This window comes from Chryseobacterium sp. (assembly GCF_008831505.1).
Classification (GTDB): Bacteria; Bacteroidota; Bacteroidia; order Flavobacteriales; family Weeksellaceae; genus Marnyiella.
The window spans coordinates 395222-420947 of record NZ_CP044507.1 but is presented as its reverse complement, the minus strand read 5'-3'; the positions used below and the strand labels follow the sequence as shown (position 1 = coordinate 420947).

The following is a 25726-nucleotide window of genomic DNA, read 5'->3' as shown; positions in this document are numbered from 1 at the left end:
AAATCATCTAGTTAGACAGCAATCCAAGAACTTTTTCCAGACCTGCAGGCATTTCGTCGTTTGTAGCCCTGACTTTTACCCCCAGCGAATATTCTTTCTCAATCTTCACACCGGTAGTGGAAGTCCTTTTCATCGAAACATCAACTTTAAATTTCACTTTGGCAAACAGATTGGCCAGACCTGAAGATTCAGAACTGAAGCCGGTATTGATCCCAAATTCCGTCTGTGTATTTTGTGTAAAGGTGGAATTCAGTTTTACATTAAAATCAATATCACAGCTTTCTATCCGGAAGGAAGGCACATTAAGCAGCGCTATGAACGGAACGGTGATTTCAACATCCTGCTCAATGGTCTTAGGATTGGAATCACTTTCTGCCTCGTCTTCATCAAATTCGGGGTTGGCTACATTCTTTTTATATTTGAATTCGGCCATCCGCAACTTCTTACCTTCAGCAGTGGTTTCAAAACCAACTTCATTAATGAAACTTACGGTACTCACAGAGGCATTGGTCTGTGCGGAAACGCAGGCATCCAGCGGCCCTCCAATGATTTTGGCAAAATCGATACTTCCCAGTTCAGCAGCAAAATTTCCGTCCGAAACCGCGGCCGCAGCAAAAGCCTTTTCATCTGCGCGCATCTGCCCGAACACCGCGCTTATCACGCCTGAGGAAACATTTGCCACAGCATTTTCCCATTTGGCATCGTAACCGTCTCTAAAGCTGTTGAGGATTTCCAGGATGTCCCGTTTTGGCAAATCCTGAAGTTCCGATGGACTTAAACCGCTTATTTTTTCATACACGGCAGGCGACACTATACTTTCCAGGCCGGTAAGCAACTGAATTAACTCCGATTTCGTTTTTTTGGACTGGTCTTTTTCCAGAATTGATCTTAAAGTTTCCATGATGATATTTTTAAGGATTTGAATATCAAAATTAGAAACAAATAAAAACTGCATTTAAGGAAAAACACCTTTTTTGTGAAATATAATCAGTGAACCAATAATCCGGAGTTTAAATTGTTTCCCTTATATATAAAAACACAAAAACGCCCGGACCTTTGGTTCGGGCGTCTAATAAAACAGTAAATTTTCAGTTAAGTTGATTTTTTGGCTTTGATCATCGCCTCCAGCATATCCCACATTTCCTGTGGAATTTCTTCGAGCATATTGAATTCGCCGGCACCCTGCAGCCACTCGCCACCGTCTATGGTTACGACTTCACCATTCATATAAGCCGAATAATCGGAAACCAGATACGCCGCTAAATTGGCCAGCTCCTGATGTTCGCCTACCCTGCGCAACGGCACTTTCTTACGCATGTCGAATTTTTCCTGCAAATCTCCCGGCAGCAACCGGTCCCAGGCACCCTTGGTCGGGAACGGTCCCGGTGCGATGGCGTTGAAACGGATATTGTATTTCGCCCACTCTACAGCAAGGCTTCTAGTCATGGCGAGCACACCGGCTTTTGCACAGGCAGAAGGGACTACATAGGCAGATCCGGTCCAGGAATAGGTGGTCACGATGTTGAGTACGGTACCCGGAATTTTATTGTCAATCCAGTATTTCCCCACGGAGAGCGTACAGTTTTTGGTGCCCTTCAGCACAATATCCAGTATGGAATCAAAGGCCGAATGCGTAAGCCGCTCAGTTGGTGAAATAAAGTTACCGGCGGCGTTGTTGAGCAGGATATCAATTTGGCCGAATTCTTTAACCGCCGCTTCTTTCATAGCTTCCACCTCATCCCAGTTCCGCACATCGCAGGCTACACAGAGGACTTTTCCGCCGGTCTGGTCTTCGAGTTCTTTAGCCGTGGCCTGAAGTTTTTCAAGGTTTCTGGAGGTAATCACAACTTTTGCACCGAGTTCCAGGAAGTATTTGGTCATGGCTTTGCCCAGACCGCTGCCGCCACCGGTTACAATGGCTACTTTATCTTTCAGGGCGCCTTCGCGCAGCATGGGTTCTGTGTATTTCATAGGTTAAGGTTGAGGTTAAGATTGAGGTTGAGGTTGAATTTAAGCCTTAAAGTTAATGAAAATTTGAGCGCGGGGTTTTAAGAATGCTATGTGGTAAACAGCGAAAAGGTGGATTGCTGTTGCAGCATCACGGCATACGTTATGATCTGAAGTTTTCAGCTTTAAGCGACACCCACAGACGTCCGGACTTAAAAAAAGTTTACAGGATGTCTTTGATATCCTGTAAACTTTTGGTATACCCTGGCGGGTGCTATATAGAAATGTGTTTTTAGTGTCAGACTGTTATCCCGGCACGAAAATGCGCTATGAAAGCGCACCCAAAATACCGGCAATGAATAAGAGCAGTTCCAGAAAAAAAACCATCATTTTGCACGGTATTAATAACTCAGCAAAAATATGTAGATTTGGCCGCCCTGAAACTACCCGCGCGGGTAGTTCTTTTAACTAACCATGATTTATGAAATTTCCTGCCGCGGACGATTTTTTCCTCACCCAAAACATAGTAAACCAACTTACAGATACCGAAGCTGCACAGTCTACGGATTTCCTGCAGGTAGTGAAAGCTTTTGAGAATACAACCTATCAAAGCATGTATGTCATAGACTATCTGAAGCAGGGTTTTGACTATGTATCCGACAACCGTTTGTTCTTGTGCGGACGTACGCCGGAAGAAATTGTAGCGATGGGATATGAATTCTATATCCATCATGCCCCCACCAAAGATCAGGAACTGCTGCTGAAGATCAATGAAGTTGGTTTTAAATTCTACGATGGGATCCCGGTAGCTGACAGAAAACAATACTCCATTACTTACGATTTTCATCTTATCACCGCGGAGAAGCGCAAAATTCTGGTTAATCATAAATACACCCCAATATTTTTAACCGATGAAGGAAAGATCTGGAAGGCGCTCTGCATCTTTTCACTCTCCAACAATACCGAGGCTGGCAATATTCAGATCCAGCGCCAAGGCAGCAATATCATCCATGAGTATGATGAAGTGGGGGAAGTCTGGACAAGCAGGGAAAAGGTAAACCTGAGTTCCCGCGAAACCGAGATCCTGATGTACGCTTCACAGGGGCTTTCTATTAATGAGATTGCCGACAAAATGTGCGTTGCCCGGGATACAATTAAATTCCACCGGAAAAAACTTTTTGAAAAACTTGAAGTCCCCAATATCTCGCAGGCCATCGCGGTAGCTACGAGTTACAAATTAATATAGGGCTTGGTGATTAGTGATTAGTGACTGGTGGTTAGATTCAGGATTTTTTGATTTTGGATTATTGATGCACTGTTCTTTCTGGTTCTTCATTCTTGAATCCTAGTTCTTGGCTCTTGACTCCTGGCTCTCGGTTCCTGGCTCTATCTAACCACAAAGAACACAAAGGCTTCACAAAGCGCGCAAAGGGTAATCGAAAATGCATAGCTGTTGGCTCCTGGCTTTTAGCTTTTGGCTCACAGCACAAAGTCATTGCGAGCGGAACGGAGTGCAGCGCGGCAATCCCACGTTTCAAAACTCGCTTATACTTTGGGCTTGTTCCGTAATGAAGGAAGTTTTCCGCAAGACCGGAAAACCAGCAACCGCGCCCCCTCTGTGTGCTGAAAACAACCTGCATAGCGTGCGCATCTATGCTTTCGGGCTCTATCAAAATTAAAAAATATATTGCTGAACTGGTAAAGTTTCAACTGAATATTTTAAGTGTAATGAATGATATTGGCATATTCGGGTTATTCCGTAAAAACATTTGGCGGGAAGTGTTTGCGTGGGTGGGTTTTTTGAGTAGATTTGTTGGGGAAATGGATGCTAATTCATATGAAGTCCACCGTGAATGCAAGGACATGAATTTATTTGCAGTTCTAAACTTTAGGCGGCATATTCCTACTAAATACTTAGAGAATGTTTGACCAATTTGATGATTTTGCAGAGGACCTTCTGATGGAAAAGTCAGATCGGATCATCGTAATTGTATGTGCGTCTAAAATCGACGACCTACTTTTTGCCATTTTAGACAGTTATCTGTTACCAAAAATATCAGGAAAAAAAGACGATTTACTTGAAGGAGACCAACCCCTTGCGACATTTTCATCAAAAATAAAAGCAACTTATCGGCTTGGTATCATTGACAAGTCCTATTACAACCTTCTAGAACAACTGAGGGCAATTCGAAATAAAAGTGCTCACAACGTAACATTTGATATACTAAAGTCCCCGTTTAAAGATCACCTTTCTAATATTCGAAATGAACTTTTGGGACGCAAATCATTTGAATTAACAAAAAGTAGATACTTTAGCAACTTGACCTTTACCAGTACACGGGAGCTTCAATGTATATTGTTAACTTTGTGCGTAATTTTGCAAGCAGTTCAACAAAAGATTGTGAAAACGACAATTAATGATGAAACAATCAAAATTTCAAAAAGCTGAAGAAAATGATAAAAAAGACAGAAACAGAGCCTTTAAAATTCCCAGTTATTAGGGGTAAAGTTTTGGGCGTCAGCGTTTATAGAGGGTTTGCTCCACTTGGCAAACTTGCGGATATTTCAAAAGCGGACATATACGATATGGTAAATAACCCCCAAGGGACACAACGTGATTTGAGTCCGAAGCATGCGCGCGATGCCTATGAATATGTTAAAAATACCGATTTAGGATTCTGGCCTGAAGTTTTTCTATGTGCGAGAAAAAATGATGTTTTAACCTTTAGATCAATTTCAGAGGAATTTCCTGATATGGGTATTCTTGAAATTGACTGGGATAAAATCTCAGACACAGAAAGTATTATAATCTCCCGTGTTGATGGTAATCATAGGCTTAATTACGGTAATGGTACCGCAAGAGGTTTTGATCGCATTGATAAGGAAGTCTCATTTTGTTTAGCTTATGATTTAGTTAAGGACGAGGAAATCCAACTTTTCAAGGATATAAACAAAAATCAAAAGGCTATGAACACTAGCCATCTTGATAAAATTGAGGTTAGATTATCACCTGAAGAGGAACTTAAACGAAGAACTCCAGATCTATTCATTGCACAAAAACTAAGCGCAGACACCACAAGTGTTTTACATGGAAGAATTTATGAAGGCGGAAAGAAGCCTGTAGGTGTCGAAATTCCTCTGCGCGGTTTGCGAACTGGAGTTCAGTATATGCTTTCAAGATCGACACAACTTCCTAGACTTCCGGATGCGGAAGCACAATACAGAGTAATTAAAAACTATTTTGGTGCAGTAAAACTGTGGCAACCAAAAGCATGGTCGCAATCTAAAGATTATATTATTTTACGGGGGGCAGGTCTATGGGCGATCAGTTTTTTAGGAGCTCAGGTAATTGATCGTGCTTTATTAAATAATAAATTTGATTCGGCAAGTATGTTAGAAATTTTACAATCTGGAAAGGATTGGGATTGGAGTAACAAAGGTAGTTTTAAAGGACTTTCGGGACGAGGCGGTGCTTTAGAGATTAGCAACAAGGTTGCCCGTTATTTAAAAGATGCAAATCAATTATCTACCGAGCAATTATTTGATGAAATAATGTCTGGTGAATAGTTTATGTGTAGCGAAGCGGAACAGAAAAAAGCGGGAACGGAGGGCGGTTAAAGGCGCCCAAATAAATACAAAATCGAGATTGCTTTGCTTTTAAACTTTGGGATTGCTTCGTCGTCGTCCCGCCTCCTCGCAATGACACAATAAAGCTCCCGGCAATGAAAGATTACCGTCCCACAACAACAACAAAAAAAACTGCTCCAATCCGGAGCAGTTTCTGTAAACAGTATTCTGTAAGGTTTAGTACCCGAAAAGTTCTTCCAGGGTAATCTTCTTCACCTCGCCAATCTTTTTAAGATCGTCCATTTTTACATTCTTCTCAGAGGCAACCAACGCATAAGTGTAAGGTTTTCCTGAAATATTTGTCGCATGGAATTTCTGAAGGTCGTTCATCGTGATCCTGTCCACATTGGTGTAGAGGTCTTTGCGGATATCGTCTTTCAGACCCAGCTGCTGCGCGGCCAGATAGCGGAAGATGATATCGTCCTGCATAATCCTTTCGGTCTGGATGTCCTTTTTCACGGAGCTCTTGGCCAGATCCAGGTTTACCGGAAGCTGAGGCATGGTGGTAAGGAGTTCGTTCATCGCTCCTACCGCATCACCAAACTTATCGGCCTGGCTGCCCACATAACTCATCATATAGTACTGGTCGTCTTTCTTGGAAGGCTGTACATAATATCCGTAAGTACTGTAGGCCAAAGCCTTGCTCTCACGAATGGTCTGGAAAACCACAGAACCCATACCGCCACCGAAATAGTTGTTGAACACCATCACCATCGGGGTTTTGGCTGCATCATAGTTTTCGGTATTGCGGATCCATCTGGTTTCGGCCTGCACCATATCATAATCGGTGAAGAGCACCTGAGTCTTGGTCTGCGGAAGCTGTTTGAACGTCTTCAGCGGGCCTGCCGAGGCAAAGGTTGCCGGCACTTTGTGCATGGTTCCGAGTTTTGCCGTCAGGTTTTTAAGCGGTTCCGGACCGTAGTAGATCACAGTCTGCTCGTAGTTGTTCAGGTTCTTCATCCTGTCCACCAGTTCCTGCGCAGTAACCGCGTTGATTTCCGCATCGGTAAGTGTGTTGTTGAATTTGTTCTTCGGGCCGTACATTGCGTAGCTTGTAAGTCCCTGCAGGATGGCGCCTTTGTTGGCTTTCGCATCTTTCCTGGACTTGGCGATACGTGCTTTCAGCGCTGCAAGTGCGGTTTCGTCCGGCTTGGCATTCATTACCAGGTCTTCGTAAAGCTTAACGGCTTTGTCAAAATTCTCCTGCAGACCTTCAATGGTCACCATGGTGTATTCCTCACCTGTAGATACATTGAAGCTGGAAGCAATTTTGTAGAATTCCTTTGAAATTTCTTCTGAAGATTTTTTGTCGGTTCCAAGGAACTGAAGGTACTGTGATGCCAGCGACTGTTTAGGATCGTTAAGTGTTCCAATTTTGTAACGGTATCTGAGTCTGAACAGTTGGTTTTCAGTATTCGGAACATAAAGAACCTCAGCTTTTCCAAGTTTTGATTTCTGGATGTCCTTATCAAAGTTCAGGAATACAGGCTGTGAAGGTGTAGACGGCATTTCGTTCACCATTTTCACAAAGGCAGACTGTTTGTCCGGGTTGGTTTCAACAGGCGTGATGGCCGGTTTCTCGATTTTCTGCGGGTTTTTGTTTTCGCCTTTTCTCTTTAAGATAGCCACATAATTATTTCCGAAATATTTATTGGCAAAGGCTACAACATCTTCTTTTTTGATTTTGGAGATATCATCTACATACGCTACCTGATCTTTCCAGTCCAGCTCGGCGTTGAAGGCACTCTGCAGCATAGAGGCGCGGTCGCCGTAACGTTCCAGACTCTGGATTTTCTCTTTCTTGATGTTATTGACGATGGATGGAATGAGATCAGCATCAAAATTTCCTTTTTTCAGATTTTCGATCTCGCTGAGAACTAAAGTCTGTACTTCTTCCAAAGTCTGTCCTGTTGTTGGCGCAGCTGAAAGATAAAGGATGCCGTGATCCTGCAAAGTGTAGGTGAATGCACTTGCGCGAAGCAGTTTCTGCTTCTTAACCAGGTTCAGGTCCAAAAGTCCGGCTTTGCCGTTGGTCAGGATGGATCCCACCAAATCGGCAAGCAGAACGTCTTTGTCTTTGTTCCCCGGCAAGCGGTAACCGATGGTAAGGCTTTCGGCATCGGGACCTACGATCTCCTTAACCACGGGAGCCGTCATAGGCTGTTCCGGCTGGAAGGTATATTTCGGCACCGGCTTGTTCTTCATATAGGAGAAAGCCCGGTCAATCTTCGCGATTGCCTCATCCGGATTGAAATCACCGGATAGGATGACGCCCATGTTATTGGGAACATAGTAATTGTTGAAGTATTTGCGGATCTCAACCAGCGAAGGGTTCTTTAAATGTTCAACGGTTCCGATGGTGGTTTGTTTACCGTAATTATGATTCTTGAACAGTGTAGCGAACAGCGTCTCGAAGACTTTTCTGCCGTCATTATCCAAAGTCCTGTTTTTTTCCTCGTACACCGCTTCCAGTTCCGTATGGAAAATCCTCAGCACCGGGTTTCTGAACCTTTCAGCCTGAACAGCCAGGTAACGGTCCAGTGAGCTGGACGGAACATCGTCTGTATACACAGTTTCCTCAAAATTCGTCCAGGCATTGGTACCCTGGGCACCCATGGCCGTCATCATTTTGTCGTACTCGTTGGCAATGGCATATTTTGCAGCTACACCTGAAACGGAATCGATCTTTTTGTAGATGGCCTTACGCTGCACCTCATCTTTGGACTTGTTGTACTGTTCGTACAGCGCGTCAATCTTGTCGAGTTCAGCTTTTTCCTTTGCCCAGTCCAGGGAACCGTACTTATCGGTTCCTTTGAAGAGCATGTGCTCCAGATAGTGCGCCAGACCTGTGTTGGTTGCCGGGTCTGTCTTACTGCCCGCTTTGGTGGCGATGTACGCCTGAATTCTCGGGTCTTTCTTGGTAGGGCTCAGGATTACGGTGAGTCCGTTCTGCAGGGTATAGAATCTGGCCTGCGTGGGATCATTGGTTACGTACCTGTAAGTGTAACCACCACTCTTAGCTTCCTTCCACTGGTAATCCTGCGCCTGAGCGGTGAAGAGAATCCCAACAGCAAAAAGCATTAAAAACTTTTTTCTGATCATAATATATTGTTGTTAATACGGTATTAGACGATTGTTTTATGGAAATGTTGCAATGGAACCGGAATTTTTGATAAAAATTTCAGACCTGAAAAATTTAAACCGTTTAAACTACAAAAAGCAGCCTTTCGCCAAATTTCTCCGCTTTTACTTCACCGTTCTCATACGCCAGGTTTCCGTTGACAAAGGTGTGCGTCACTTTTGAGTGCAGTTTCATGCCTTCCAGCGGGCTCCAGCCACATTTATAAAGGAGGTTGTCTTTAGCAACTGTCCATTCCGACTGATCATCCACCAAAACCAGATCTGCCTTATAACCTTCGCGTATAAAGCCGCGCTTTTCGATCCGGAAAAGTATTGCCGGGTTGTGGCACATTTTCTCCACAATCTTTTCAATTGAAATCTTGCCACTGCGGAAGTTCTCAAGCATCACCGGCAGTGAATGCTGCACCAATGGCCCTCCGGAAGGTGCCTTTGTGTAAACATTTTCCTTCTCCTCCATTGTATGGGGAGCGTGGTCCGTAGCGATAACGTCAATCCTGTCGTCCAGGAGGGCATCCCACAGACCCTGACGGTCTGACCTTGTTTTAACGGCGGGATTCCATTTGATCAGTGTTCCTTTGGTTTCGTAATCTTTGTTGGTAAATGTAAGATGATGAACGCAGACTTCTGCAGTGATTTTTTTCTCTCGGAGCGGAATATCATTTCTGAAAAGGGAAGTTTCCTTCGCGGTCGAAACATGGAAAACATGGAGTCTGGCACCGGTCTTTTCGGCGAGTTCCACCGCTTTTGATGAGGAGATATAGCAGGCCGCCTCGCTTCTGATGAGGTGGTGATATTCCATCGGTATATCGTCGCCATACTGCTCGCGGTACATTTCCGTATTCTTCCGGATGGTGGCTTCATCTTCGCAGTGAACAGCAATCAGCATCTTGGTCTTGCTGAAGATATTTTCCAGCGTTTCGGGATTGTCAACGAGCATATTTCCGGTGGAGGAACCCAGGAAAAGTTTGATCCCTGCCACATTGCGCGGATTGGTTTTCAGCACTTCCTCCAGATTGTCGTTTGTGCCACCCATCATAAAGGAATAATTGGCAAATGATTTCTGGGCTGCGATCTGATATTTATCCTCCAATAAATCCTGAGTTACCGCATTGGGCACCGTGTTGGGCTGCTCAATAAAACTTGTCACCCCGCCTGCCACTGCTGCACGTGATTCACTTTCAATATCTCCTTTATGCGTAAGGCCGGGTTCGCGGAAATGTACCTGGTCATCAATCACACCGGGCAGCAGATATTTTCCGGCAGCATCAATTACATGGTCCGCTATATCAGAATCTATATTGACGGCAATCTTTTGAATAAGGTCGTTTTCAATGAGCAGATCACTTTCTACGATTTGGTTTTCATTAACAATACGGGCGTTTTTTATAAGGATTTTCATTTATGATGAGTTTTTCAACGTTTGGGTAAAAGTACGCATTACCACCAAAACAACCGGATTCAATTTGAGAAGGTGTTCACTAACAAGTTAAAGCGAATAATTACCTTTGCGGAAAATTTGCCGGTCAGTGTATAAAAAACTTATGGGACAAACCGCCCTATACGGTCTAACCACAATCATCATTCGACTTTTTCCGTTTTTTCTGAGCCCGTTTATTTTCCGGGCTTTCGGACCTGAAGCCTATGCCCCGTACGCCGATTTTTACTCCGTAGCGGGAATCATTACTGTTTTGCTGACTCACGGAATGGAAACCACCTTCTTCCGTTTTGCGCTTAAGGAAAAGGATCAGAAAAAACTGGTATCCACGGCTTTTTTCAGTGTGGTAACTGTTGCACTAAGTTTTCTGTTGATGGCTCTGATTTTCCGCGAACCACTGGCAGTGGCTTTCAAGACTCCTACTCAGGTTCACCTGCTTACCTTCCTGGTAATCATCCTTTCGCTTGATGCCCTTTCGGCTATGCCCTTTGTAATTCTGCGCAAGCAGGAAAGACCGATCAAGTTTGCTGCAATTAAGATCATTAACGGTCTCATCAACTTTTCCCTTACCTTATTCTTTATAGTTCTGTTACCAAAATATCCCCAGGGTTTGCTGGGGCTCAGATACCAGCCGGACTTTGGAATCGGGTATGTGTTTGTAGCAAACCTGGTGGCCAGCGCTGTCACATTTGCGCTTCTTTTCAGCGAGGTAATCGTAGCCCGTTTCCGGTACTTTGATTTTGCGCTTTGGAAAAAGATGATGAAATATTCTCTACCTATCATGTTTGCCGGGCTGGCAGGAATTGTGAATGAGACTCTGGACCGGCAGTTTCTTAAATTCCTTTTGCCCGACGGCATTGCACAAACACAACTTGGGATATATGGTGGTGTAACTAAGATCGTAACTTTTGTCCTGTTGTTTAAGCAGGCTTATGTGCTGGGCATTGAACCATTTTTCTTCAGTCATTCCAAAAATGAGAATTCAGGCCGGGCCTATGCCCGTCTTATGGATGTCTTCATTACAGCCAACTGCCTGATCATTCTGTGGCTTACAGTTAACCTCAGCTGGCTGGCACCAATGTACCTTAAGAATCCAGCCTATTTTGTAGGCATTGACATTCTTCCGATACTTTTTATAGCCACCCTGTTTTTAGGAATCTATCTTAACCTATCGATCTGGTACAAACTTACGGACCAAACCATCAACGGCGCCTATATTTCATTAGCTGGGGCAGCCGTAACCGTAGCAATCAACTACTATTTTGTTCCGCTATTCGGATATTGGGCGTCCGCATGGGCTACATTAGCAGCTTATTTCATAATGATGGTCATCTCATTGGTATGGGGCCAGATCAAATATCCCATACCCTATCAACTTTACAAAAATGCAGTTATAATATTGATCACCATCGTTGCCGGACTTGCCTACTACCAAAATTTTCAGCAACATATTATGTTAGGTAACCTGCTGTTTATTATCTTGGCAGCCGCGTTCATCGCCTATCAAAAACTGTTGCCACAGGCGCTACTAAAAAGATTGAAGAAATGAAAATAAAAGTCATTAACAAATCCGGACTGGATTTACCGAAATACCAGACTCCCTGCGCAGCTGGAATGGATATTTTTGCTGACGTGCATGAAGAGATTACACTTAAACCTTTGGAGAGAAAACTGATTCCTACCGGACTTTTTATCGAACTGCCCGAAGGTTATGAGGCTCAGATCCGTCCGCGGAGCGGCCTGGCAATTAAAAACGGGATTACGGTCCTCAATACACCCGGGACCATAGATGCAGATTACAGAGGTGAAATCGGCGTAATTTTAGTAAATTTGTCGGACCGCGAATTTACCCTTCAGCGTGGAGACCGCATCGCACAGATGGTGATTGCAAAACATGAATGCGCCGAATGGGAAGAGGTAACAGAACTAACGGGTACAGAACGGGGAGCAGGAGGCTTCGGCAGTACATCGGCAAAATAAAAACACGGGTAGTATAATGCTCCGAATGATGATAAAAAACTAAAACCAAATATGAAAATAATCGTTCCTATGGCGGGACGTGGTTCCCGATTGAGACCACACACACTTACAGTTCCAAAACCTTTAATTCCCATCGGCGGAAAACCCATTGTGCAGCGTCTTGTAGAGGACATTGCTAAAGTTGCGGGTGAGGAAATTGATGAAGTTGCCTTTATTATAGGTGATTTCGGGCCGGAGGTGGAAGCCTCGCTTTTAAAGATCGCTGAGAAACTTGGCGCCAAAGGAAGCATCTATACTCAGGATCAACCCCTGGGAACAGCCCACGCCATTAAGTGTGCCGAAGCTTCCATGCAGGGTGATGTTGTGGTAGCGTTTGCCGATACTCTTTTCCGTGCCGATTTTCACTTGGATAAAAATTCGGACGGTGTAATCTGGGTAAAGAGTGTAGAAGATCCTTCTGCTTTCGGCGTGGTAAAACTGGATTCAGACGGCTATATCACGGATTTTGTAGAAAAACCGAAAGAATATGTGTCCGATCTGGCCATTATAGGGATTTACTATTTCCAGTCTGCAGAGAAGCTCATGGAGGAAATCAACTTCATCATGAATAACAATATTATGCAGGGTGGTGAATATCAGCTTACAACAGCACTGGAAAACCTGAGACAGAAAGGCGCAAAGTTCTCTCTGGGTAAAGTGGACGACTGGATGGACTGCGGAAACAAAAATGCAACGGTTGAAACCAACGGTAAAATCCTGAATTATGAGCAGGAAGAATTTTTGAATCATCCAGCCTCTGCAAACATAGAGACCAGTCTGATTATCCAACCCTGCTTTATAGGCGAGAATGTGAGTATTTCCAACTCAAAAATCGGCCCCAATGTAAGCGTGGGCAACAATACAAGAATTATCAATTCCAATATTGACAACTCACTGATACAGGAAAATACGGTAATCAATCACGCAAACCTCAGCAATTCAATGATAGGGAATTCTGCGGAGTACCATGGCGTGTCCCGTGAAATCTCATTAGGCGATTACTCGGTCCTGGATTTCCTCTCCAAAGACTGATTCAGTTCAAACAATATATGAAGCCAAACCACACAAATTTTTTGTGTGGTTTGGCGTTAATATTGCAACTTATTATCGTTATGCCAAATAATTTACGAATCATGAAGAAATATCTTCTACTGTTCCTGGCCGGAATTTTACTTTTTTCTTGCAAAGCAAGAAAAGCGGCAGCAGATGGTGGTGCCACCGACAGTACTGCAGTCGCCCAAAATCCGCGTGATGTAAATAAGCCTATTGATGCCGATGCTAAATTCTTTCAGCAGGTACTTGTGCCGCCGAAGTTTGAGCAGCTGAAAATAAACTCCAAAATAAATGTAGAAACCCAAACCAGTTATTTACCTACGCTGGATGCCACCATCTATATCCAGAACAATGAAAAGGTCTGGATGAATCTTTCGGCATTTTTCATAAGCATGGCCAGAGGAGTTGCAACACCGGAGGGAATACAGGCCTACAATAAGACCGACAGGACATTCATCGATTCGGATTTTGACTACCTGAACAAACTGCTGAACACTGATTTCATTAACTATAATTCATTGCAGAGGTTATTGCTGGGACGAACTTTTGTCAGAATCAATGACCGTGAATTCCGTCTCACCCGTAATGCACAGGGCTTTAAGATGGCTTCCACCGTGAATCAGCGGATTGAGACCGAAGACGGTAAGGCGAGCGAATATAAAATTGAACTGCAGTACGCTCCCAACTACGATTTGATGAACGTGTACCTGAAGGAAGTGAACAGAAACGATGAACTTCAGATTTCTTATAATGACTGGTTTGCCTACAAAGATTTCCGCTTGCCAAAAAACGTTAAAATACTTATAAAAGGGTCTAAAGAAGGTCAGATATTGCTTGAAAATACGAAATTTGACGACACTAAAATGCAGACTCCGTTTTCAGTACCCGGAAACTATACCAAAATTGAAATTAAATGATTAAAAAGGTCAGTCTTTTAACCGCAGTTCTCCTTTTTGGACTTTCTTTCGGCCAGAATAAGGAGCAGCTTCAGAAGCAAAATGCTGAATTAAAAAAACAGATTGCACAGATCAATTCGCAGCTTGCCAAAAGCCGTAATGAGTCCAAACTCTCGGTGGCCTATCTGGAAGGCGTAAATAAAAAGATTGAGCTTCGTGAAAAAGTGTATCAAAACACGCAGAAGGAAAAGCGATTTATTGAGGATGATATTTATCTGCGTCAGCTCGAGATCAACCGTCAGAACAGGGAGCTTGCCGTGCTGCGCCGAAATTACGCCAATGTACTGGTAAATGCCTACAAAAACCGTGACCTGAAAAATAAAGTGACCTTCATACTCTCGTCCAAAAGTTTGGGCGAAGCTATCAGAAGGGTGCAGTATCTGCGTTTCTATTCAGATTATCAGGACAAACAGGCTGCCAAGATTGCAAAAGCTGCCAGTGACCTGGAGCGCACGATAGCCGAGAAAGCCAAATCGGCAAAGCAAAAGGAAATCCTTCTCGCCAATCAGAAGAAAGAAATAACAACCATTTCTGCAGAAAAGCAGCAAAAAGAAAAACTCGTTCAGGAGTTTAAGAAAAATGAGGCTAACCTGAGTGCTGAACTAAAGCAGAAACAGACGCAGAGCAAAAATCTGGAAGGACAGATAAGGGCCATCATCGCCGAAGAAATCAGAATTGCCAAAGCCAATGAGGAAGCGGTAAGAAAAGCCGAAGCGGAAAAGATCCGTTTGGCAAAAGAAGCCGCTGCCCGCGAAAAAGCGAGGATTGATGCAGAAAATAAGGCGAAGGCTGATGCACTGGAAAAAGAAAGACGTCTGGCGGAAGCTGAGGCTAAGAAAGCGGCAGATCTTGCAGCGAAAAAACTGGCCGATGAACGGAAACGCACAGAAGAAGCTGCAAAAGCCGAAGCGAGTGCCCGCGATGAGGCCAGGAAGATCGCTGCAGAAAAAGAATCACGCGAGGCTGCACAGAAGGCGCGTGAAGCCAATGAAAAATTGGCCGCGGCACGGGCTGCAGAGGCAGAACTGACCAGAAAGACCGATGTTGAGAAAAAAGCTGCAGAAAGTAAGGCACTCACCAACTACGGAGTATCGTCCAATGCAGCAAGTAATTTCGCAGAAAACAGGGGACGGATGAACATGCCCGCCTACGGAACGATTACTCACCGTTTTGGCCGCCAGCCGCATCCTGTTTTTAAAAATATTGTTGAGGAAAACAATGGGATTAAAATAGCCGTAGCCAAAGGTACGGGTGCAAAAGCTATTTATCCGGGAACAGTTTCAAAAGTGATGGCTTCCGGCGACGGAACACGTACGGTAATCGTGAAGCACGGAAATTATTTCACCATCTATTCCAACCTGAGTTCCGTATCTGTTTCACAGAACCAACAGGTATCCGCAGGTACCAACATCGGACTTGTTGCTGAAGATTTTGACGGCTCATATACACTGGATTTTCAGATCTGGAACGGCACCACGCCGGTTGACCCACTGGGTTGGGTAAACTAAAAAATAACGTAACTTTGCAAAAATATTTATGTCATGGGAGGACTAGGATTTAGAGAAATATTAATCATTGCACTGATCATCATCGTACTGTTTGGTGCCAAGAAAATTCCGGAACTGATGAGGGGAATGGGATCAGGAATCAAGGAATTTAAAGATGCTGTGAAGGAGGACGACAAGAAAGCTAACACAGAACAGCCTACACAAAATACAGACCGCACGGCGTAAAGACAGAGAATATGGATTTCGCATCAAGTGCGTGGGAGATTTTCAGCCAGTCAATATCAGACTATCATCTTACCGATGAGGTGGATGAACCTCAGAAGCAACCTTTTCCGGCGGGTAGTTTGGAACAACTATTGTATACAAAGAACTGGATTGATACCGTTCAGTGGCATTTAGAGGATATTATCCGGGATGAAAACATTAATCCGGAAGCAGCTTTGTTGCTGAAAAGAAGGATAGATGCCTCAAATCAGCAGCGTACCGATTTAGTGGAGTACCTGGACAGCTGGTTTTTAACCCGCTATAAAGACATTACTCCACATCCGGAGGCAAGGATAAATACAGAGACGCCCGCATGGGCGGTAGATAGGCTTTCAATTCTGGCCCTCAAGGTGTACCATATGAGGCAGGAAGCAGAACGACTGTCCGCCAGCGAAGAGCACCGTATGAAGTGTTCAGCAAAACTTAATGTTTTGCTGGAACAGAAAACGGATCTGATGACATCAATTAATCAGTTATTAGCTGAGATTGAGAACGGTAAGGTTAAGATGAAAACATATAAGCAGATGAAAATGTATAATGATGAAAGTCTTAACCCCGTCCTTTATCAAAAGGCAAAATAATGATTAAAAGTTCGGTATTTTTATTTTTCTCGATATTACTGTTAACTTCGTGCGCATCAGACAAGTTCACACCGTCGCCTGTAAACGGGAGCACTTATTCGGTAAACGGTGGTGGGTCGCTGGAAGAGAGATTTGGGGCCAGCCTTAAAGAAAACATTAATGCTGCCGAAATCACAAATCTGATCGCTACTTTCCCACGCTTTACCAATGATGCTTTGAACAGGGAGGTTTCCGTCCTTAAGGTGCATTTGCAGGAATATATCTATGCTTACAGTGAATATAACCTCATCGGAAAGCAGAAAGCGAACAGGAATATTGAAAAAAGTTACCGGAAGATACAGAAACTCCGTAAATTCCTGAATAAAGATGAAGATATTATCCTAAACCGTTATCTTACACGGATAAAAACCAACATTACCGTACTGGAAACTCCCACATTACTACAGCCTTAAAAATTTATTTTAGCCATGTTAAAAATGCAGGCAGAAGCCAATGTACCTACCGATTACGGTACCTATAGGATGATGGCTTTTTCCGATAATACTCAGGACTGGATGCCGCATATGGCCATCGTAGCCGAAAACACAGATTTTTCCAAACCCGTAAATGTTAGGTTTCATTCGGAATGCATCACAGGTGAAGTTTTCCATTCGCGCAAATGCGAGTGCGGCCAGCAGCTGGACGCTGCAATGCAGTACATTCAGACCAATGGGGGCATCATTATTTATCTTAGGCAGGAGGGCCGTAATATTGGCATCATTAATAAGTTAAAAGCCTACGCACTCCAGGAAAAGGGCATGGATACTGTGCAGGCAAATCTTGAACTGGGATTGCCGGCAGATGACAGGGATTTCGGCGTAGCTATTGAAATCCTTAAATTACTTTCGGTAAAAGAAGTAAATCTGCTTACCAATAACCCCAATAAGGTGCGGTATGTGGAAGAAAGTGATATCCGGCTGAACAGCAGGATACCACTTCAAATTCTCGCTCATGACATGAGCCGTTCCTATCTTAAGACCAAAAAAGATTTCTTCGGTCACCTGCTTGATGACCTTGAGCCTGACAACTGATTTACGCCTTAACCGCAGATTCCAGTGCCAGTTCAATCATAACACGTAAAGCTTTTTCACGCTCATCAGAACTGATCTGCTCCCTTGTCGGGATTATGTCTGAAACAGTAAGAAGGGTCGCCGCACTTTTCCCAAGGTGTTTCGCATTCGCAAACAGTGCGAAAGCTTCCATTTCTACAGCCAGACAACTATGTTTCTGCGCAATAGCCGGCACTGCCGAGTCTTTCCGGTAGAAAATATCACTGGTATGGATATTTGACTCTACAATATCATTTCCAAGCTGCGCGGCTGTTTTGTTGATGGTTTCAAAGATATTTCCCTGGTGCGGAATCAGTTCTTCCTCTATGCCCCATGCGAATTTAGCGTACGTAGACTCGCTGGCAGCATTGTTCACATTAATAACATCAAACAGCTTAAGGTCTGAAGTGTAAGCACCACAGGTACCGATCCTGATAATGGTATCTACTTCATATTCTGTGAAGAGTTCATAGGAATAAATCCCAATGCTGGGAATGCCCATGCCGCTGGCTCCTACTGTGATTTCGGAACCTTTATAAGTTCCGGTATAATAGAAAATATTACGCGTCTGACTAACCAGTTTTGCAGAATCCAGGTAATTATCAGCAATAAACTTTGCCCTTAAGGGGTCTCCCGGTTGCAGGACTGTCTTTGCTATTTCACCTTTGGCGGCAGCTATATGTACACTCATAATTTTTTTTTCAAAGATACGAAGAATGCTGTAGTACTTAAGTTCGGGTATAGTGAAATAAAAAATCCCGTAACACGGTTACGGGATCACAAGTTTCTTTGTCGGTATTACTTCAATTCAACCGTTTTGGAATCATCAATATTGAAATGCTTAATAACAGAGTTGTAGTCACTGAAGTCGACGTTTGCATTTTTACCGGCACTGGCAGGCACCTGCACAATTCTGAATGTCTGGTTGTTCAGGTAAGAAGGCGTTGTAGCAATATCATAATTCCCACCCGCATAGATCATTACATCATTCATAGTAAAATCAAAATCATAATCCAGTTCCTGGGTGGCCGAGATGTACAGTGTCCTTGGGATTTGCTGCCAAACCGGAGATCCGTTGCCTGTACTCCCACTTTTCCTGTAAACCAAAAGTACATCAGTATTGTAAAAAGGCTTTTTGAAGGTGTGGGAAGTAGACCAGCCATAAGTTGGATCATTGATGAAATTTACATTTGTAATATCGTAAACGACACTATACGTATCGTAGTCCTGATAAGGATCATCATTCCTGGTATCACAACTCACCGCAACCAAACCGAAAAGCGCGATTAAAAAGAGAGAAAAGTATTTTTTCATTGTAAATAATTTTATTTGTTGAATTGTGGTGGCTTATTCAAAACGTATACCATTTATTTGTATAGCCGGGGTATTACCGGATTTGTTGTATTTTTGTTGAAAGCAATTCCTGAATGTACAAGATTTTCCTAAGCTTCATTACGCTTATTACGGTATGCAGTGCAACACTTTCGGCTCAGTACCGGCCCAAACACTTTACTGTCGCTGAAGAGAAAAAAGCTGCCGATTGGGTAAATGCCACTTATAACTCACTTTCTCAGGACGAGAAACTGGGACAGCTTTTCATTGTAGCCCTTTATACAAACAAGGGCGATGAACATATAACTGGCGTCCGAAATCTGGTACTCAGTGAAAAGATTGGAGGGCTGATACTGATGCAGGATGATGCTGAAAAACATATCAAACTCGTAAACGAATTTCAGTCAAAATCCAGAATCCCAATGATGATAGGCATGGATGCTGAATGGGGACTTTTTCAAAGAATAGCGGCAGCCCATAAATTTCCCTGGGCCATGACTTTGGGAGCCATACAGGATAAAAGGCTTATTACAGAAATGGCTGGCCAGATTGCAGCAGATGCCAAAAGGATGGGCGTAAACTGGGATTTTGCTCCGGTGGTGGATGTAAATACCAACCCCAACAATCCCATTATAGGAAACAGGAGTTTCGGATCGGAAGTAAATAATGTTGTTACGTCCGCAACCGCCTATTCAAAAGGCCTGCAGGATAGCAATGTACTCGCGGCCATTAAACATTTCCCAGGTCATGGTGATACGAATACGGATTCGCACCTGGATTTGCCTGTCGTTTCACATAATCTGCAGCGCCTGAACGATGTTGAACTGGCGCCCTTCAAAGCACTAATGGACCAGGGCATTGGCGGTGTAATGGTAGCCCACCTTTATGTGCCGGCACTTGAAAAAGAGAAAGGCATCCCCGCTTCTGTATCCAAAAGCATCATTACCGGACTTTTAAAGGAAAAGTTTGGCTACAAAGGTCTTATTATAACCGATGCACTAAATATGGGTGCCGTGGCCAAGCGGTACAAACCCGGCGAACTGGACGCCCTGGCATTTAAAGCCGGTAACGACATCATGTTATTTTCAGATGGTGTGAAGGAAGGCAAAAGGCTTATACAGGAAGCGATAGACCGAAATGAGATTTCACAAGACCGTGTGGAGGAAAGTGTAAAGAAGATCCTGCTTACGAAATATTACCTTGGACTGACCAAATATGATGCGCGTAATCCTGTTAACATTAATACTGACCTGAATAATAACGTCCACAAAGAAATTGTTCAGAAGATGTATGCCAATGCAGTCACCCTACTTAAAGACGATCAAAAATTACTTCCCCTGAACTGTAAGGAGACTTATTATTATGTTGCTTTGGAAGAGGCGCCATACCAGACAGTTGTAAACCAACTGAACCTTAACACCACAGTTATTTCGAAAAAGCCAGCGGAGATTGCATCAATCCCGGCCAATTCCAAGGTAATCGTAGGATTGCACAAGGATAATTCCACAGCTTATAAACCTTATAAAATATCGTTGGAATCCAGGAAGCTGATCGCTGGCTTAGCCAAAGATCATCAGGTGATCCTCAGTGTTTTCGGATCGGCTTACGCACTGCAGGATCTTGACCTGTCAGAAATACCAACAGTCCTGGTAGCGTACGAAAACAATGACGACTCAATGGCCGCAGCCGCAGGAGCATTAGTGGGGAAAACCGCAATTTCCGGCAGACTTCCGGTTCTGGTGAACCAAAAGCTGAAAGCCGGAGCAGGAATGGATTTACCGGCCCGTGGGAAATAAATATAAAGAGAGAACAGTACTACTGTAATTGAGTAAAATGCTCAGCTAAATTAAAATGATGAAAATAGGAATTCTCTGCTACCCCACCTACGGCGGTAGCGGTATTGTAGCTACAGAACTGGGGATGTCCCTGGCACATAAAGGTTATGAAGTACACTTCATCAGTTCTGCCCTGCCTGCCCGCCTGGATATTACCAACCCAAACATCTTCTTTCACAAGGTGAATGTGGAGACTTATCCTCTTTTCGAATATCAGCCGTATGACATAGCACTTTCCTCAATGATTTACAGAGTCGTGAATCTGTATAAACTGGATCTGCTGCATGCGCATTATGCGATTCCTTATGCCTACGCTGCTTTTACTGCCAAACAGATGCTGAAGGAAGAAGGCAGGGATATACCGCTGGTCACGACACTTCACGGGACAGACATCACGCTGGTTGGCCAGCATCCAAGTTATAAACATGCGGTAGAATTCTCCATCAACCAGTCCGATACCGTTACCTCTGTTTCCGCGAGCCTGAAAGCAGATACACTGAAGTTCTTCAACATAAAGAAAGAAATACAGGTCATCACCAATTTCATTGATAATTCAGATTTCGGCGGAGGCGTACAGACCTGCCAGCGAAAACAGTTTGCTAAGGACGACGAGAAAATCCTGATTCACGTCTCGAACCTGAGGCCGGTAAAGAGAATCATGGAAGTTCTGCAGATCTTCAAAAATGTGCATGCCCGCATAAAGTCGAAACTTATCATCATCGGCGAAGGTCCTGAAATGGAGAAGATCAACCAGTTTCTGGAGGAAAACCCTGAACTGATTGGTGAGATCCGCCTGCTGGGTAAGGTAAATGACCTGTACAGAATCTTGCAACTTTCGGATGTTTTCCTGCTGCCATCGGAACAGGAAAGTTTTGGTCTTGCGGCTTTGGAAGCCATGGCAGCCTCCACTCCGGTGATCAGTTCCAATGCCGGAGGTATACCCGAAGTAAACATACAGGGTGAAACGGGTTTTATGGCAGAAATCGGAAATGTGGAAGCAATGAGTAACTATACCATCAAACTGCTTTCTGACGAACAGCTGCTGAATGTAATGAAGGAAAATGCAAAGCAACAGGCCATCCGGTTTGACCTGCAGAATATTTTGCCTGTTTACGAGGAAATGTATGCGGAAACGCTCAGGAAATTTAACACCGTCCCTACAAAGGTGATACCTTAGCTAAGCTCCGCGCCGGTTCGGTGATTTTAAACTTATTAAAATCTTACGGCGATGAACGAAAAATTGTTGCAATATCTCTGGAACTTCAAAATTTTTAAAAGTTTTGATTTTAAAGATACGGCTGGTAATAAGGTTGAGATTCTTGATTTTGGCAAGTGGAACTATGACTCAGGACCCGATTTCCTGCACAGTGCGGTGCAGATAAACGGACTTACTTTATACGGTCATATTGAACTTCATCTTAAATCATCAGACTGGATTTTTCACCGACATTCGGGAAACCCGGAGTTTGAGAATGTCATTCTGCATGCAGTTCTGATTCATGATGCGGAGATTCCGGAACTTGAAGAGCGGAACGTGCCTACACTTGAACTTCAGGATTATATTGACACTTCCCTGCTTTGGAAGTATGAATCTCTTCTTAAAGAAAACAGGTTTATACCCTGTGAAGATATTTTCAATCCAGACAATATTCCGGTTGGGTTTAGTGAGGAAACCCTTCTCAGAAAACTTGATGAGAAGGCAGCGGACATCGAAAAATCGCTTAAAAGCACAAGAAATAACTATGAAGCTGTACTTTTTCAGAATATGGCCTACGCGTTTGGACTTAAGGTCAATGCGGAACACTTCAAACTGATGGCGGAAGGTATAGACTTTTCTCTGATAACTAAAATAAGCCGCAACCTCCTTCAATTGGAAGCACTTTTCTTCGGTCTCTGTGGCTGGCTGGACCAAGCCATAGACGACCAGATGAAGTTGTGGCGGCGTGAATTCGACTTTCTGAAAGTTAAATACAGCCTCGCACCATGGCGTGTCTTCCCCAAATTTTCCAAACTCAGACCACCCAATTTCCCTACGGTACGGCTTTCCCAGTTGGCTTCACTATACCACCTGAACCAGAATCTGTTTTCAAAAATGATTTCAGCACGCCGGACCACAGACCTTTATGATCTCTTCGGCCAGGTGAAAGCCAGTGAATACTGGGATACGCGGTTTAATTTCGGCAGGGAAAGTACGGTGACCGGTGAAAAGTACCTCTCCCGCGAATTTACTGACCTCGTTCTGTTAAACGCTGTTCTGCCTCTGAAATATGTATATACAAAGAACACCGACGAAGATGCCGCCGAAAATATTGTGGGGCTTTACCGTAATCTTGCTCCTGAAAAAAACAGCATTACCAACGGATGGACCTCCCTTGGAGTTGATATTAAGGATGCGGCCCAAAGTCAGGCATTTATTTATCATCATAAACATTTTTGCGAAACCAAAAATTGCTTAAATTGCAGTATCGGTTTTCAACTTTTAAAGAAAAGTTAAAATAAATATGCGCGAGCCTCACTTCATCACCAAAATACGTCATAATGTAGAACGCGAATGGTTTGGCGTACTTACACGGATGGGTTCAAAACTTGGCATTCCGGTGGCAAAACTGCGCGTTTTCTTTATCTATTCCACCTTCGCAACAGTTGGAATATTTTTCCTGATTTATCTTATCCTTGCCTTTTCACTTTGGGTAAAAGACATTTTTGTAACACGCCGTCCTAATGTGTTTGACCTCTAACCGAATTCAAAAAATTTTTGCAGTGTTAATTATTATGGAAAGCAATTTGCAGAGTGTGGTTAAACCCCGTATTTTCTATGGAATATCTTCAGGTTGGCACGGCAGACGATTTTCGCGCTAATTATATCTACAAGTCCTATTGCAGCACTTTTCCGGAGGATGAGCGCCGCAGCCAGGATCAGTTCAGACAACTTTTCAGTAATCCAAAAGTTAAGGTCCACACTATACTGAATGATCTGGACAATATAGGCTATCTGATTTGCTGGGAACTTACCGATTTTGTCTTTATTGAACATTTTGAGATCTTCTCCGAATTCCGGAGCCTTAAATTCGGCAGCGAGATGCTGTCGCATCTCTTCCGTACCTATTCGCATATCGTACTTGAAGCTGAACCCCAACAGCTTAATGAAGATGCCGCAAGAAGGATCGCTTTTTACAAAAGAAACGGATTCAGCGTAATAGATGAGAGTTACGTGCAGCCATGTTATGAAGCGGGTAAGAATCCTTTGAATTTGTGGCTTCTGGCGAACTGGCAACCCGAAAAAACGGATTGGATAAAAGAGGAGATTTACGATGTGGTATACTGCTGATCTGCAAAACTTCAGCTAAACTCATTCTACTTCATATTCAAGTTTAATAGTTATACTGGCTTCTTTCTCCCGCGAGGCAGTATTGAAGGTTCCCCCATATGAAAATTCTTCTGTTGAGTTGGGTTCAGTGATCTGGGTGACACCCATTGTCGCCTTTTTAAGGTCACCCAGCGAACTTCCGGCGTTTTCGGCTATCTTTTCGGCTCTTGCTTTGGCATCTTTAGTAGCATCCGCTATCATCTGCTGTTTTACATCTGCCAGTTTTGTATAAAAATAATTGGGTGGCGAGGAAGTGAATTCTATTCCAAGGTTTATTATCTCAGTAATATTTCTGGAGAGATTCTCTATTTGATCCACATTTTTACTGTCTATCGAAACGCGCTGTGAAAGCTGGTAGCCAGAGAAAGTCTGGGTGCTTCTCCCGTTAGAATCGGTCCCATAACTGTATTGTTTTTGGATATCTACCGCCGAAAAGACCATATCCTCCTTCCTGATGCCCTTAGAAGCCAAATAATTTTCAATAATACGTTTGTCATTGGCCAGTTCGTCGTATGCAGCCTTCAGCTCAAAACTGCTGCGCGAGAAATTTCCGCTCCAGGTGATAAGGTCAGATGTAAACTTCTTTGTTCCCAAACCCGTAACTGAAATGGTGTTTTGCGATTTATTTCTGTTTTTCACCGCATTACCTAAAAACCAGAGACCCAATACGAATCCCAATGCTGCAATACCAACGGAAAGTACTCCTTTATTCATGTTATTTAAAATTTCGTAATCTTCTAAGGCGTCCTGTGCTGAACTGCCGTACGGCTGCGGTACGGCTCTACCTGTTTTTGAGCGGCATCTGCAAACCGTGCAACTACGGAGCGGTCCGCTGCGCCGTATTTCAGTGCCTGCTTTCTATCAAAGTTAGTAAAAACGAAATAAATAAACGGCTGTATTTCGGTAGGTGACAACTTCAGTTCTTCAGTAAAAAACTCACTGCCCAGACTCTCTGCAAGGTATTGCATAAGATCTACATCGTCCCAGCGGTCCTTCACTTTGCCCACAGGGATTCCGGGACCTACCGGCTGCACAAATTCTCCGTGCCGCGGCGCCATAGCTTCAGGTGAAGATTTTCTCGCAATGTAAGAGTCTAAATCATCTTTAAGCGCCTTTACTTTACCCCGGTCACCGAAATGTTTTACATCTTCCTTCAGATTTCCGGTAGCCTGATAACGGATATTAACTGCCTCAATTTCCGTAGGAATACTATGCAGCACTATGGTTACCGGATTTTCATAATGAGTTTCATTGACAGTGAGGGAACTTCTTGTGTAAGCTTTCCGGCTGAAACGGAGCTCATCGCCTCTGTCTGCCCGTATCATAAACTGCCCTTCAGCTGTTGTTTCAGACCTTTCATCCGTGCGCAAATTGATCACAGAAACTCCGGACAGCTGTATGCCCTCTTCAGAGGTCACCTTGCCAAAAATATAAGATTGGGCATCGGCCAGTACAGTAAGGATGAGACAAAGAAAAAGTAGTTTTATTTTCACGGTTTTTCTTTCAAATGTAAGCGTTAAAACAGAGGATGATTTAAGTTTAACAATGGTTAACAGCTTTTGGCAATTTCAGT

25 protein-coding genes are annotated in these 25726 nt (G+C 43.6%); 17 read left to right on the top strand and 8 right to left on the bottom strand.

What is annotated here, in order from left to right; genetic code table 11:
- Positions 1–7: 7 nt before the first annotated feature.
- Together F7R58_RS02025 and F7R58_RS02020 are read right to left on the bottom strand one after the other, a co-directional pair.
- Positions 8–901, bottom strand: coding sequence for a DUF2589 domain-containing protein (locus F7R58_RS02025; RefSeq protein WP_187695249.1), 894 nt, complete (start codon positions 899–901; stop codon positions 8–10).
- Between the two features lie 191 nt (positions 902–1092).
- A complete protein-coding gene (locus F7R58_RS02020) occupies positions 1093–1971 on the bottom strand; it encodes an SDR family oxidoreductase (RefSeq protein WP_158063309.1) in 879 nt (292 codons plus the stop codon).
- 457 nt (positions 1972–2428) lie between these two features.
- On the opposite strand from F7R58_RS02020, the gene F7R58_RS02015 reads away from it, so the two are divergent.
- The 3 genes from F7R58_RS02015 (at position 2429) to F7R58_RS02005 (ending at position 5514) form a co-directional block, all read left to right on the top strand.
- A complete protein-coding gene (locus F7R58_RS02015; protein WP_158063308.1) occupies positions 2429–3193 on the top strand; it encodes a response regulator transcription factor in 765 nt (254 codons plus the stop codon).
- Positions 3194–3868: 675 nt separating this feature from the next.
- Positions 3869–4396, top strand: coding sequence for a hypothetical protein (locus F7R58_RS02010; protein WP_158063307.1), 528 nt, complete (start codon positions 3869–3871; stop codon positions 4394–4396).
- A 5-nt stretch (positions 4397–4401) separates the two neighbouring features.
- Positions 4402–5514 carry a DGQHR domain-containing protein gene (locus F7R58_RS02005; RefSeq protein WP_158063306.1) on the top strand — a complete coding sequence of 371 codons (1113 nt, stop codon included), beginning with the start codon at positions 4402–4404 and terminating at the stop codon, positions 5512–5514.
- Between the two features lie 237 nt (positions 5515–5751).
- Here the strand turns inward: F7R58_RS02005 and F7R58_RS02000 are convergent, their stop codons facing one another.
- Positions 5752–8676, bottom strand: a complete 2925-nt coding sequence (locus tag F7R58_RS02000; RefSeq protein ID WP_158063305.1) for a M16 family metallopeptidase — start codon at positions 8674–8676, stop codon at positions 5752–5754.
- A 103-nt stretch (positions 8677–8779) separates the two neighbouring features.
- Positions 8780–10114: a dihydroorotase gene (locus F7R58_RS01995; protein ID WP_158063304.1), complete on the bottom strand. Its 1335-nt coding sequence runs from the start codon at positions 10112–10114 to the stop codon at positions 8780–8782.
- A gap of 127 nt (positions 10115–10241) precedes the next feature.
- Here F7R58_RS01995 and F7R58_RS01990 point away from each other — a divergent pair, with 127 nt between their 5' ends.
- The 9 genes from F7R58_RS01990 to ribA all read left to right on the top strand — a co-directional run bounded on the left by F7R58_RS01990 (position 10242) and on the right by ribA (position 17601).
- A complete protein-coding gene (locus tag F7R58_RS01990; protein ID WP_158063303.1) occupies positions 10242–11699 on the top strand; it encodes a lipopolysaccharide biosynthesis protein in 1458 nt (485 codons plus the stop codon).
- Positions 11696–12130, top strand: a complete 435-nt coding sequence (dut, locus tag F7R58_RS01985; protein WP_158063302.1) for a dUTP diphosphatase — start codon at positions 11696–11698, stop codon at positions 12128–12130. The genes F7R58_RS01990 and dut overlap by 4 nt, the downstream gene beginning before the upstream one ends.
- A 51-nt stretch (positions 12131–12181) precedes the next feature.
- A complete protein-coding gene (locus tag F7R58_RS01980) occupies positions 12182–13201 on the top strand; it encodes a sugar phosphate nucleotidyltransferase (protein WP_158063301.1) in 1020 nt (339 codons plus the stop codon).
- 101 nt (positions 13202–13302) lie between these two features.
- Positions 13303–14139 (top strand): DUF4292 domain-containing protein, encoded by an 837-nt coding sequence (locus F7R58_RS01975; protein ID WP_158063300.1) that lies wholly within the window; start codon positions 13303–13305, stop codon positions 14137–14139.
- Positions 14136–15686, top strand: coding sequence for a peptidoglycan DD-metalloendopeptidase family protein (locus tag F7R58_RS01970; RefSeq protein ID WP_158063299.1), 1551 nt, complete (start codon positions 14136–14138; stop codon positions 15684–15686). The genes F7R58_RS01975 and F7R58_RS01970 overlap by 4 nt, the downstream gene beginning before the upstream one ends.
- A gap of 33 nt (positions 15687–15719) precedes the next feature.
- The gene (locus F7R58_RS01965; protein WP_158063298.1) at positions 15720–15911 is read left to right on the top strand and encodes a twin-arginine translocase TatA/TatE family subunit; all 192 of its coding nucleotides are present in this window, start codon (positions 15720–15722) and stop codon (positions 15909–15911) included.
- A gap of 11 nt (positions 15912–15922) precedes the next feature.
- Entirely contained in the window at positions 15923–16531 is a 609-nt protein-coding gene (locus F7R58_RS01960; protein WP_158063297.1) for a DUF4254 domain-containing protein, read from the top strand.
- Positions 16531–16983 carry a hypothetical protein gene (locus tag F7R58_RS01955; protein ID WP_158063296.1) on the top strand — a complete coding sequence of 151 codons (453 nt, stop codon included), beginning with the start codon at positions 16531–16533 and terminating at the stop codon, positions 16981–16983. The genes F7R58_RS01960 and F7R58_RS01955 overlap by 1 nt, the downstream gene beginning before the upstream one ends.
- Before the next feature lie 15 nt (positions 16984–16998).
- Positions 16999–17601, top strand: a complete 603-nt coding sequence (gene ribA, locus F7R58_RS01950) for a GTP cyclohydrolase II (RefSeq protein WP_158063295.1) — start codon at positions 16999–17001, stop codon at positions 17599–17601.
- 1 nt (position 17602) lies between these two features.
- On the opposite strand, the gene deoD is transcribed toward ribA, so the two are convergent.
- A complete protein-coding gene (gene deoD, locus F7R58_RS01945; protein WP_158063294.1) occupies positions 17603–18310 on the bottom strand; it encodes a purine-nucleoside phosphorylase in 708 nt (235 codons plus the stop codon).
- A 107-nt stretch (positions 18311–18417) separates the two neighbouring features.
- Complete coding sequence (locus F7R58_RS01940; RefSeq protein ID WP_158063293.1) at positions 18418–18933, bottom strand: hypothetical protein; 516 nt, start codon at positions 18931–18933, stop codon at positions 18418–18420.
- 113 nt (positions 18934–19046) lie between these two features.
- On the opposite strand from F7R58_RS01940, the gene F7R58_RS01935 reads away from it, so the two are divergent.
- The 5 genes from F7R58_RS01935 (at position 19047) to F7R58_RS01915 (ending at position 24114) form a co-directional block, all read left to right on the top strand.
- The gene (locus tag F7R58_RS01935) at positions 19047–20747 is read left to right on the top strand and encodes a glycoside hydrolase family 3 protein (RefSeq protein WP_158063292.1); all 1701 of its coding nucleotides are present in this window, start codon (positions 19047–19049) and stop codon (positions 20745–20747) included.
- 58 nt (positions 20748–20805) lie between these two features.
- Positions 20806–21963 carry an N-acetyl-alpha-D-glucosaminyl L-malate synthase BshA gene (gene bshA, locus F7R58_RS01930; RefSeq protein WP_158065342.1) on the top strand — a complete coding sequence of 386 codons (1158 nt, stop codon included), beginning with the start codon at positions 20806–20808 and terminating at the stop codon, positions 21961–21963.
- 51 nt (positions 21964–22014) lie between these two features.
- Positions 22015–23280, top strand: coding sequence for a DUF2851 family protein (locus F7R58_RS01925; protein WP_158063291.1), 1266 nt, complete (start codon positions 22015–22017; stop codon positions 23278–23280).
- 7 nt (positions 23281–23287) lie between these two features.
- The gene (locus F7R58_RS01920; RefSeq protein WP_158063290.1) at positions 23288–23524 is read left to right on the top strand and encodes a PspC family transcriptional regulator; all 237 of its coding nucleotides are present in this window, start codon (positions 23288–23290) and stop codon (positions 23522–23524) included.
- Between the two features lie 77 nt (positions 23525–23601).
- Positions 23602–24114, top strand: coding sequence for a GNAT family N-acetyltransferase (locus tag F7R58_RS01915; RefSeq protein ID WP_158063289.1), 513 nt, complete (start codon positions 23602–23604; stop codon positions 24112–24114).
- Between the two features lie 21 nt (positions 24115–24135).
- Here the strand turns inward: F7R58_RS01915 and F7R58_RS01910 are convergent, their stop codons facing one another.
- A complete protein-coding gene (locus F7R58_RS01910; protein ID WP_158063288.1) occupies positions 24136–24867 on the bottom strand; it encodes an SIMPL domain-containing protein in 732 nt (243 codons plus the stop codon).
- Positions 24868–24890: 23 nt separating this feature from the next.
- The gene (locus F7R58_RS01905; RefSeq protein ID WP_158063287.1) at positions 24891–25646 is read right to left on the bottom strand and encodes a hypothetical protein; all 756 of its coding nucleotides are present in this window, start codon (positions 25644–25646) and stop codon (positions 24891–24893) included.
- Positions 25647–25726 lie beyond the last annotated feature (80 nt).